This is a genomic window from Bifidobacterium sp. LH_230, from assembly GCF_056357555.1.
Map to the genome: position 1 here is coordinate 173,054 of NZ_JBKEWJ010000001.1, position 10,928 is coordinate 183,981.

Consider the following 10,928-nt stretch of genomic DNA (forward strand, 5'->3'; position numbering starts at 1 on the left):
TGACGGGTTTTCGTGATGCGTGGCTAGACTGACAGTCATGCGATTTTCCTCACGAGTCGACATCAGCGCGCCCAATCCGATCGCCGCGGCCGAGGCCCGGTGCAAGCGGGACGGCGTGAAGCTCGGCAAACTCAACGATTCCAACCCCACGCGGCATGGTCTGGCCCCGGCGTTGGTGCCGGAGGTCTACACCGCCGACCCGCGCGGGCAGCGTGCGGTGCGTGAGGCGCTGGCCTCGTTCCTGAGTGCGACTTACGGTGGCGAGCCGGTTGACCAGGATCGCCTGTACATCCTCAGCTCCACGTCGGAAGCCTACTCGTGGCTCATCAAACTGCTGTGCGACGCGGGCGACGCGGTGCTCGCCCCGAAGCCCGGATACCCGCTCATCGAGTCGATCGCACGGCTCGAATGCGTGGACACGGTCGAATACCAGCAGCGATTCGACGGCTCCTGGTACATCGACGTCGCCGAACTGGAATCGTTGTTGGACGGCGAGAACGGCGAACGTATTCGTGCGCTGGTGCTCATCAACCCGAACAATCCGACCGGCTCGTACGTGAAGCCTTCGGAACGCGAACGGATCGTGTCGTTGTGCCGCGAGCATGACATCGCGATCATCGCCGACGAGGTGTTCTACGACTATGTGCTCGAGCCGTTCGACGGCAACGCGCGGCTTGCTGGGGAGCCGGGAGTGCTCACGTTCGCATTGGACGGGTTCTCGAAGATGCTCGCCGCCCCGCACGCGAAGGTCGGCTGGATTCAGGTGTCCGGCCCGGATGCGGACGTGGCCGAGGCGCAGCGACGGTTGGACGTGATCGCCGACGACTATCTGCCGATGAGCGATATCATCGCGCGGCAGATCCCGGCATTGCTGGACGATGCCGCGGCGCAGACGGACCGTGTGCGCGAACGCGTGCGCGGCAATCTCGCGTTGCTGCATCGGCTGCTTGATTCGGACGAGCAGGGACTGGTGAGCGTGCTGCGTGCCGAAGGCGGCTGGAACGTGCTGCTGCGCGTGCCGAGTGTGATCGACGAGAACGAGCTGGTGCTGGCGATGATCGACCGGCATGGCGTCTCCGGCCAGCCCGGATACTTCTTCGACATGACGTCGAACGGGTATCTGGCGATTTCGCTGCTGCCGGAGCCGGACGAGTTCGAATGCAACGTGCGCGTCGTGCTCGACACGGTCAACGGGATGTTGGGGTAGGTATCGCGTTGCCACGCGATGCCGTATTGTGGCGCGGCGACGATGCGCCACGAGTACCCCAACCCGCCCGGCCTTCGCCGGGCACCCTCCCCTACAAGGGGAGGGAATCCCCTCTTCCCTCCCCTTGTAGGGGAGGGTGGCGCGCAGCGCCGGGTTGGGGTACTGGCGAACGACGAAGTCGTGAGCGATGCCAACAGCATCGGCCGAAGGCCGATTCGATACGCACGGGAACGTCAAAACTCAACCCGCTGTCAACAAGTCAAGGATCGTTGGCTCACTCCCGTCCCGCTTTGGCAGCTTCGTACTTGCTGCGAATGAGATCGGTGTAGAAGGCGGCTGCATCGGCGGGGGAGCCGTCGAAGACGAGTTCGTGGTCATCCAGCACAAGCGTGCGGTCGATCGCGTATTCCGGGCGCTGGATCAGATCGATGTCGTGCGTGGCGAACACGACCTGCTTGTCATAGCCGAACAATGCGCGCGCCACATGCGCCGACCCAATCTCGTCCAGTCCCTTGGTCGGCTCGTCGGCCACTATCACGGCGGGGGAGAAGCTCAACGCGGACGCGATCGCCAGCAGATGCCGTTTCTCGCTGTCCAACGCGCTGGCCGGCTCGCGCGCCACCGACGTCAGATCGAAATGCGCGAACAGGTCGCCGATGATCTGCTCGCGTTCCGACTCGGGCACCTTATGCTTCTTCAACGGTTGGTCGATCGCCTCGCGAATATCGGCGGCCTGATAGTAGCTGTTCGGGATCTCCTCGCGCCGCACGCGGCCGACCAGATCCTCGATGCGCTTCAGATCGCGCTTGACGGCCGGATTGAGCACGTCGCCGTCACCGGCCGAGCTGGAGGCACCGTCGTCGGCCGGCGCACCATCGCGATGCGTCATCACCGCCACCGTGCCCGCGCTCGCGGTCAGCGCGCCGTCGAGCAGTTTGAGCAGCGTCGTCTTGCCGGACCCGTTCAGTCCGATCACCGCCACGCGCCGCGTATCCGGCCCGATCGTGAGCGTCGTCGGCAGCAACCCGACGTTGCCGTCCTCATAACGGTGCCCGGCCCCGTCCATCACGAACGTCACCGACGACGAGCGGTCGGCCGCCGCGCGTCCCCCAAACAACGAATCAAACAGTCCCATGCCACTCAAGTGTAGTCGGCGGAGGGCCGTTGCAGTACACGATGCAGCGGTCCTGACCTCCTCGCGACGCGGAGCGTGACCGGGAGCGGACCGTGAGTCATGGTCGAGTTCCCAAATCGTTGGAAAATAAGGGTTTTGCGGGATCAACGGTTTGCCCCGCCCGCTCCCGGTCACGCTCCGCGTCACGAAACAAGATCATGTTGCGAATAGAGGTGCGAACGGAACGGGAACGTCACAGGATGGGCGGAGCGTGACCGGGAGCGCCCCCGCGCGTTACGCGAAGTAGAAGCCCTTGAAATCGTACTGATACACGCGATAGATGTACGCCGTGTTGAGCGCCATCCTGTACTGCGCGAGCAGCTCGCCGTCGGCCGTGTACGTGCCGAACAGGCCCTGCATGCCCGTGTCGATCAGGATGTTCCCGTTCGAAAGTTCCTGCGCCGAGCTCACATACGGCGAGTACGGCACGTCGAACGACGCGACCTCCGTGTACGTGCCCGCGTTCTCGTCGATCAGATAGCGGCGGTACTGCGAGCGCGAGTCCTTGTCCTTGGACGAGCCGGCGGTGCTGATCCCGTCGACCACGGTCCAGTCGTAGTCGGGACGGGTCATCGCGTAGCCGTAGTTGTTGTCGAACATGTACAGGTAGTACTGGCCGTCCGCCAGCGAGTCGTCGGCCACGTACGTGATCGAATGCTGGCCGCCGGTGTCGCCGAAGTCGCCGTCTTTGGTGAGGAACAGGTCGGCGTATGCGGTGCCGTCCCATACGCTCTGCTCGCCGATCATGTACGCGACGCTCGGCGTGCCTTCGAGGTCGTTCACCTTGATGATGGTGGACGTCTCGCGCGCGGAGAACAGCGCGGAGCCGTCGGGCAGCAGTTGGATGGTGTTGCAGTGCAGCCAGTCCCAACGGTTCGTGGCGGTCGGATCGGATTCGTCGATGCCGGAGTGGTCGGTGGTGGACTTGTAGTCGGCGAACATGGTGCCGAAGTCGAGCAGCAGCGTGGTCTTGCCGGTATCGGTGTCGAGTTTGACGACCTGATCCTGCACGGCGTGGTCGTCTCGGCTCAGATCAGTGGCGAGCAGCACGATGTTGCCGTCCGAGTCGAGCGCGTAATCGTGGTGGAGGATGAAGTCGCCGCCGAGATCGTAGATCTTCTCGAGTTTGCCGAGCCGGTTCATGCCGACCATCGTGTGCGTGGACGCGGAGAACCACATGAGCCCGTCGTCGTCGAACAGCAGACGGTGCGAACGGTAGTACTTGACCGGCACTTCGCCGCGCAGCACGCCGTACGCGTCGTAGTAGTACATGAAGTCCTGCTCGTCGCTGTCGTTGCCGAGGATCGCGTACAGGCCGTTGCCGAGCTGCTGTGCGATCTCGGACGCGGCGGACGATGCGGCGGCGGACGAGCCGGTGGATGTGATGGAGGTCGCCGACGTGAACGCGGCGGTCGTGTCGAGGCTGCCATCGGTCTGTTCGAGGCGCACGGCCTCGGTGCCGAGCAGCGACGCGCCCTTGTGCGTGATCGTGTACTCGGTGCTCACGCCGCCCGAATCGGTGAGCGTGAACGTGATCGTGTTCTCCACGTCCGGGATGAGGCCGAGGACGAGGAACTCGTGTTCGGTGGTGTAGTCCTTGCCTTGGTTGGCGGTGGCGGTGAAGTCCGGGTAGCCGGCGGCGGAGACGGTGTATGTGACGGCGGTCTCGTAGCGCGAGTTGAAGTAGACGTACAGGGACGTGGTGTTCGTGCCGTACGGATTGTCGGCGACGAAGATGTTGTCGACGTCGTGATATTCGGCGTCGCGCTTCTTGGCGAGGGTTTCGTCGGCCATCTGCTGATAGTCGGCGGTGTATACGTTCTCGATCTGCGCGTTGAGGCGTTCGATGCGGTTCTGTTTGATCGTGGCGCTCACGTTGTCCTGCGTGAGCAGACACAGTGCGATGGTGACGATAGCGGCGGCGACGGCCGCGGTGCCGCGGATGATGTTGGTTCTGACGGTCGGATTGGGACGGGTTGCGTTCTTCATGAGGGCGGGTCTTCGTTTCGTAACAGATGATCGGATGATGCGCTATCGTCCATTAGTATGACTCGAGTCTTGGAGAACGGCCGGTGAACTGCGGGGAAACTGCCGGTGGTTTGCTGATGGTTTGCTGGATGACGTGCTTGGCGCAATGAGTGTGCGCCCCCTCAGTCAGCTTCGCTGACAGCTCCCCCTGACAAGGGGGAGCAGAGATCCTCACGAAGGATGTCGGTTTGCCCGAACGACAGTTCCCCTCCTGAAAAGGGGCAAGGCCGTCGGATTCGTCATGAAACCGCCTTGCATCGCAGCTTCCCCCTGACAAGGGGGGAGCAGAGAGCCGCGTAATGCGAGCGGTCAGTCGAGGCCGAGGAGGGTGAACCAGGAGCGGATGTCGTAGAAGAAGCCCGGATTGTTGTGGTCGAGCGAGTCGTCACGTCCCGGCACGAAGCATGACAGGATCGTCGCCGCGATCGTCGCGACCATCACCAGCATGATCAGCAGACGGATGCCGCGCCGCCAGATCGGCGTCCGGTTGAACGGCGAATCCTCCAGATTCTCGTCCACGTGCCGGTCGAACGCGTCCGCACCCTCCAGCAGACGCACCATCGCGGGCATCGCGGCCAGCGCGATCAACCAACCGAAATCGCACATGTACCGCCAGCCCATGCCGCCCTCGACGATGTCGACCACCACGAGCAGCAGCCCGAGTATCAGCGCGGTCATCAACGTCATCCAATACGGATTCGCGACGCGCCGGCGCATCCGTGGCAGCATGAACGCGAGCAACGCCAGCGGGCAGGTGACGAACAGGCCGCCGACCATCGCCTCGGTGAACCCCCATTCGGGCAACGGCGTCGGCTGGATCGACAGATATGGGAACACGCCGGTGAATCGCAACGGCAGGAACAGATAATAGGCGATCATATACGGCACGTCGACGGACGGCAGACGGAAGTTCGTCATGTCGGTGACCGTCATCTGATACGTGCTGCCGAAATCGAACACGCTGCCGAACCGCGCCTTGTTATAGGCCATCAGTGGCAGCACGACGATGATCGCCGGAATGATGATCGCCAGCGGGGCGACCAGTGCGTGCCGCCACGTGACCGTGCGCTGACGCAGACCGTCGACCAATGCGCGGATTTGCGGCCAGAACAGCGGGATCGCCAGCAGTGCGGCCAGCGAGAACGGCGGACGGCATCCGAAGTTCAATGCGATGCACAACGCGCCGCCGGCCAAATGCGGCAGCGACAGGGCAGCAGTGTCGCCGCCGGCCGACCACAGCATGCGGCTGCCGTGAGCCGACGCGCGCTCGCGGCCGGCCGGCCGGATCGCGCCCATCCACAGCCACAGGCCAAGGCAGGTGAACATCATCGACGCGGCGATCGGCACCGAATAGAAGTTCGTGCGGAACCACAGATAGCAGGCGTTCGAGCACACGAGGAACAGGGCCATCGCCATCGACGTGCTCGCGACCGACGCGCGCGGCGCGACACGATGCACGAGACGGACGACCATCAGACACGCGAACACGAGGAAGCCGTACATGAGCAGCAGATCGGCGGCGCCGGTCGGCAGCATCCGGCCGTTCGCGCCAAACGGGTCGCCGTCCGCCAGCCATGCGGTGAACGCCTGATACGGCACGAACAGCAGCAGCGCCGGAACCACGCCGAAATACGAATACCAATGACCGTCGAAATACGCGTAATCCCAGTAGATCGGCTTGACTCCGTCGGCCATCAGCCCGGACCGCGTGACGATGCTGTGCGGTGCGTCGGCCGCGGCCAGCTCGGCCGGCACCTTCAGATCAAGCCATGTGCGCCCGTGCAGCAGCGCGTCGGCCACATGCGCGTACTGGTCGTAATCGTACGTGTATCCGTTCGTGTTCTGAAACACCAGCGGGCCGGCGGTGGCGATCTGCCAGACCACGCTGCTCATCGTCGGAATCGCGGCGGCGAGCAGCATCGCGGTCAAGCCGATGCGCTGCCGGCGGTCGGACGGGTCGAGCGGCGTGCGCCACAGCCGCGAACCGGGGCGCCACAGCAGCAACAGCAGCACCGCGGCGGCGAGCACGACCACCCGCGTCCAACTCCACTGGAACGGCACGCGAACGTTCGCACGCATCGCGTCGATCGGAACGATCGTCCCCTTCGGCTCCTGCACCCACGCGCGGATCACGCCCGACGCGTCGCCGGTGTTGAGATACAGCGAACGCGGCGACCACAATGACATCGATTGCGTACGCCCCGCGGTGCCATGCGCGTCAAGCCGCAGATGGAACACGACGGCCGGTTTGGCGGAATCGACCAGCGTCTTGGATTTGGTCAGCCGCATCGTGGCGTCGGCCAGATCGACGCGGACGTACGGCGACGTGCCGTCCGCCTTGACTTCAAGCCAGGCGCCGGTCGAGTCGGTGACGCGCAGCAGGCCGTCCTCGGTGCGTTCCAGACCGGGGCCGATCGTGTTGGCCGCGGCCGATGTGTCGGTGCTGGCGGACAGGGTCGTCCAGAACGGCAGGTTGAACGCGAAACATTCGAGCGCGACGATGAACAGCATCGCCACGCAGGCGAGGAACACCGTGCGCGGACGGACGATGGGGCGACGAAATGTTGAAGGCACGTCATTATTCTATCGGCTTCATGTCGGGCTGGATTGGAAGAATGTGGGTCATGTTCCAACGCACACCACACCACAGTCATGGCCGCGGCGTGCCGGCCGCGATCGGACGGCTGGTGCGCTCGCTCGGCGGTGCCGTCATCGGCGGCAAGACGCCGCTCGCGCCGTTCGCCGCGACGCATACGAAGGACGCGGGCAAGAACATGCCTGACGGTCTGTCCTCGCACGCGGTGGTCCTCGGGCCGCTCGTCAAACGGCATGTGTTCGATTCCCTGACCCTGCAGCAGGACGATTCGCTGCGATTCGGCTGGGCGCAGCTGCCCGGACGGCAGGGCAGCGTGCTCGCGTTGGGCGCGTTCAGCGACAACGACCATTTCTCGCAGGTCGCCATCGCGGACGACAAGGGACGCGTGTTCGCCGGCGACGATCCCGCGATGGACACCTATAACATGCAGGCCCGGTTCCTGTTCGGCAAGGAGAACGAACTGAATCTGCCGGACGGGCCGCGATTCGGTCACCGTGCGGCCGCGTCGGGGACGGGTGCCGGGGCTGACGGCGGCACCACTGGTTCCGCGCATGATAACGGCCCGCACATGCTCAAATGCGTGCAGGGCGGCATCGTCGGCCGCGACGATTCCGGCCGCATGAGCTGGCTGGCATCATGGCTCAAAACCGGCAACCGGTACACGCTTGAGCAGATGCGCGTCGACCTGCCCGCCTCCATGCGCCACGATCTCGAATACCGCGACGCGATCGCCATCGCGTTCTTTGCCACGTACTTCCTGCCGCAGATGAACGGCCTGCTCATCGGCTTCGGCTCGGGCAACATCTTCCGCCGGCTCAACCGCGAGGCGCCGATCGGTGCGATCCGCCGCAGCATGCGCGACACGCTCGACGCACGCGCCCACGGCATGCGCGCATCCGGCCTCGAAGACCATTTCGCCGATCTCATGCATGAGGCCGGCGCGCTCGACCCGGCCACCGGACTCGACGCGGTGCACGGCGCGGAACCGCTGCACCTGTACACGTCCCCGTACTCGGGCAGCTATTTCCTGACCTGGGATTCGGAACTCCAGTTCCCGGCCGTATTGCAGGCGCTGCGCATCGAAGGCAACCTCAACCGGTTCGCGAACGTGAGCGCATGGCTGGAACGCAACGCGCGGCTCGGCCTGACGCCCATCGAGGACACGGTCACGCGCGCCCAGGCCGCGCAGATCGACTGGATGCTGCTGGAAGACCCGGCGCTGGGTGTGTTGCAGCCCGACCCGTCTCTTATGTACGGGGCCGTCGACGATCGCGGACTGGCCGCGGGAGCCATGCACGACGGGGCCGGCGCGAGTTCCGCGGATGCCGCGGAGGCATACGACGACCGGCATGCCATCCTGCATGTGGCGGATGAGGCCCGTGCGCTCGCCGCACGTCTGGCGAGCCAGCATCCCGATCCGTTCGGCCGCAACGTACATTCGAGCGAATGGCTGTACCGGCAGACCGTGTCCACGCTGCTGCGCAGCCTGCGACTGCCGTTCCGGTTCGACGTCGAATTCCGCTCCAACCTGGAGGCGGGGGAGGCGGCGCTCGGATTCACCACGTCCGGCCCGTCGATGATGCCCACCAGCCGCTACGACGACGCCAAGCACATGTGGGTGCCGTTGGACGACAAGGCCCGCGGCGCGATGAGCGCGGCATACAACCTGCGCGTCGGCCTGATCATGGCGGCGCTGCTGTTCGGCGCGGACGAGCATATCCGTCGCGTCTCGCTGCACATCGATTCGATCGGCCTTGAGGAGGCCGTCGCGGAGCAGGATTCCGCGATCTCCGACATGATGGGCCGTATGTTGCGCACGTTCGAGAAGGTGCAGTTCGGCGACGTCGGACTGGGCGGCGCGAAGGGTGATCCGAAGGACGGCGATTTCCACGGCGACCCGTCGCGGTCCCTGCCTCCCGGCGTGGAGGAGCGCGGTTCGTCGTCCGTTGCGCAGGGCGATATGGCCGCGGGATCGCAGCCGGACGCCGATGCCGGCCGGTCCGGTCAGTTTGACCAGCCGGACCAGCCGGACCAATCCGATCCGGCCGATCAGGCGAGCGTGGACAGCCAGTTCGAGGATCTCATGCGCGGCATCGACTTGGACGAGGTGGCGTTCAGCACGCCGGGCGACAATCCCGGCAACGATTCCGTGGACGACGATCAGGATGCGGCGGCGAATCCGCTCGCCGGACTTGCCGGCCGTGACGATGCGAACGCCGCCGGCGATGACGCGCAGTCGTCCGATCCGATGAACGCGCTGCGCACCAGCCCGACCGTACGCACGATGGTCACCGTCACGTTTGACCGCGACGAACTGCTGGCCCGACTGTACGAGGACGGGCTGCGCCATCCGATCGACACCTATCGCCGCTTCGACGCGACGATGAGGCTGGACGACCACGGCGGACTGCTGCCCACCGAATCCACGTTCGACCTGCGCGACAAGCGGTTCGCGCCGCTCGGCGCACAGGAAGAGCCGGAACTGTCCGACACGACGTTCACGCCGCAGGTCGCACAGGTATTCGGCACGACGGACGAAACGGGACTGTCGATCCAACGTGGCGACCTGCTGCAACGGTGCGTGGCCGAATTCCACCGTCTCGCGGACGACGAGCATATGCCGTCCGTCGAGAAGGCGCAGCGTGCGATGCGGCTGATCGACCGGATCGCTGATCCCGAACTCACGCAACTCGCGCCGCAGGTCACCAGTGCGCTGATCGACGGACGGGACACGCCCGACATCAGCTTCACGCTGAGCGACGATATGGACCGCGAACGCTCCAAGGCGCACGATCTGCTGTTCTCCGGCCAGATCGAGAAGGCGATCGACATCGTCGAAGCCGAAATCGAACGACAGGATCTCATGTACGCCAACAACGCCGGCGTGCCGCGGTACTTCAACTCGTACGCCGAACGCGTGGTCTACAACCGGCTGTTCGCCACGCCGGGGGAGCAGACCGTGCTCATCCCGGACAACCTGTTCTACTCGCACATGGAGATAGCCGACATCCTCGCGCAGATCAAGGGCGCGAAGGCCGCGCTGCCGCATCTGAACGCGATGGTGTCCTACGCGCCGTCCTACCCGTTGTCGCATCTGAAACTCGCCGTGCAGCTCGCGCGGCTCGAGGATTGGGATTCGGCGCGGGCGGCATGCCTGAACGCGCTGCGCGTCGCGCTCGACCGTGACGACGCCGCGTTCGCCTACTACCGGCTCGCCTACTGCGAGTGGATGCACGACCAGTTCGCGACCGCCGCGGCCGCATACATCATGAGCGACCATATCGCGCCCGGCCAGATCGGCGCGTTGGAAGGCGAGCTGCGCGAACTCGTGGCGCGCGCCGACTCGCAGTGCATCCCCGTGCCCGACAGCGTCGAGGCGGCCAAGTCGGTGCTTGCCGCGCACGATCTGCCGGTCTGGCCGCACAGCGAGGTCGGGACGATCATCAGTGATGCGGCGCGCGTGAGCGTGGACGAGGGCATGTTCGTGCCCGCGCGCACGCTGTCGGTGGCATGCGGACGCATGGCCGACGAGGACGCCACCGGCATGGACGTGATCCAGGCCCAGTTCCTGCGCTCGCTCAACGCGTGAACGGCGGCGGTGCGGCTGGTTCACGGCGGCCGCACCGCTGAACGTCAGTGGAGGATCATCGGCAGGAACGGCAGGATGACGGCGGCGACCAACGCTATGACGCCGCCGATCCTGGTCATCGTGATATAGAAGTCGGTCGGCTCACCGCCACGCACGCTCAGGACATGCTCGATGCGCCACATCGTGTTCGGCGCGAACAGGCAGCCGATGCCGATCGCGATCAGCACGATCTCCAGCAGAACGAACAGCAGAATGGTGGGGATGTCCATGTGAGCCTCCTTTGGCCGGTAATGTCAGTCTAATACTCTGCTGGGCTTAAATTGGCGCATTGTCA

General features: G+C 65.0%; 6 protein-coding genes. 2 read left to right on the plus strand and 4 right to left on the minus strand.

Translation table 11 applies throughout. The features are described 5' to 3' along the window. Positions 1 to 37 precede the first annotated feature (37 nt). Positions 38 to 1,207 carry a pyridoxal phosphate-dependent aminotransferase gene (locus AC1A0G_RS00640; protein WP_476526719.1) on the plus strand — a complete coding sequence of 390 codons (1,170 nt, stop codon included), beginning with the start codon at positions 38 to 40 and terminating at the stop codon, positions 1,205 to 1,207. 274 nt (positions 1,208 to 1,481) lie between these two features. Here AC1A0G_RS00640 and AC1A0G_RS00645 read toward each other — a convergent pair whose 3' ends face one another. The 3 genes from AC1A0G_RS00645 to AC1A0G_RS00655 all read right to left on the minus strand — a co-directional run bounded on the left by AC1A0G_RS00645 (position 1,482) and on the right by AC1A0G_RS00655 (position 6,920). Next, on the minus strand, positions 1,482 to 2,342 hold the full coding sequence (locus AC1A0G_RS00645; protein WP_476526720.1) for an ATP-binding cassette domain-containing protein: 861 nt from the start codon (positions 2,340 to 2,342) through the stop codon (positions 1,482 to 1,484). Positions 2,343 to 2,615: 273 nt separating this feature from the next. Continuing rightward, positions 2,616 to 4,370 carry an aryl-sulfate sulfotransferase gene (locus AC1A0G_RS00650; protein ID WP_476526721.1) on the minus strand — a complete coding sequence of 585 codons (1,755 nt, stop codon included), beginning with the start codon at positions 4,368 to 4,370 and terminating at the stop codon, positions 2,616 to 2,618. Positions 4,371 to 4,718: 348 nt separating this feature from the next. Continuing rightward, a complete protein-coding gene (locus AC1A0G_RS00655; protein ID WP_476526837.1) occupies positions 4,719 to 6,920 on the minus strand; it encodes a glycosyltransferase in 2,202 nt (733 codons plus the stop codon). 113 nt (positions 6,921 to 7,033) lie between these two features. Between AC1A0G_RS00655 and AC1A0G_RS00660 the strand changes: the two genes are divergently transcribed. Further along, entirely contained in the window at positions 7,034 to 10,594 is a 3,561-nt protein-coding gene (locus tag AC1A0G_RS00660; RefSeq protein WP_476526722.1) for a tetratricopeptide repeat protein, read from the plus strand. 44 nt (positions 10,595 to 10,638) lie between these two features. Here AC1A0G_RS00660 and AC1A0G_RS00665 read toward each other — a convergent pair whose 3' ends face one another. Next, complete coding sequence (locus AC1A0G_RS00665) at positions 10,639 to 10,863, minus strand: DUF6199 family natural product biosynthesis protein (protein WP_476526723.1); 225 nt, start codon at positions 10,861 to 10,863, stop codon at positions 10,639 to 10,641. Positions 10,864 to 10,928 lie beyond the last annotated feature (65 nt).

Coding starts and splice junctions, on each gene's coding strand:
- AC1A0G_RS00640 (WP_476526719.1), top strand. CDS start 38: ATGCGATTTTCCTCACGAGTCGACATCAGCGCGCCCAATCCGATCGCC.
- AC1A0G_RS00665 (WP_476526723.1), bottom strand. CDS start 10,863: ATGGACATCCCCACCATTCTGCTGTTCGTTCTGCTGGAGATCGTGCTG.
- AC1A0G_RS00650 (WP_476526721.1), bottom strand. CDS start 4,370: ATGAAGAACGCAACCCGTCCCAATCCGACCGTCAGAACCAACATCATC.
- AC1A0G_RS00660 (WP_476526722.1), top strand. CDS start 7,034: ATGTTCCAACGCACACCACACCACAGTCATGGCCGCGGCGTGCCGGCC.
- AC1A0G_RS00655 (WP_476526837.1), bottom strand. CDS start 6,920: ATGCTGTTCATCGTCGCGCTCGAATGTTTCGCGTTCAACCTGCCGTTC.
- AC1A0G_RS00645 (WP_476526720.1), bottom strand. CDS start 2,342: ATGGGACTGTTTGATTCGTTGTTTGGGGGACGCGCGGCGGCCGACCGC.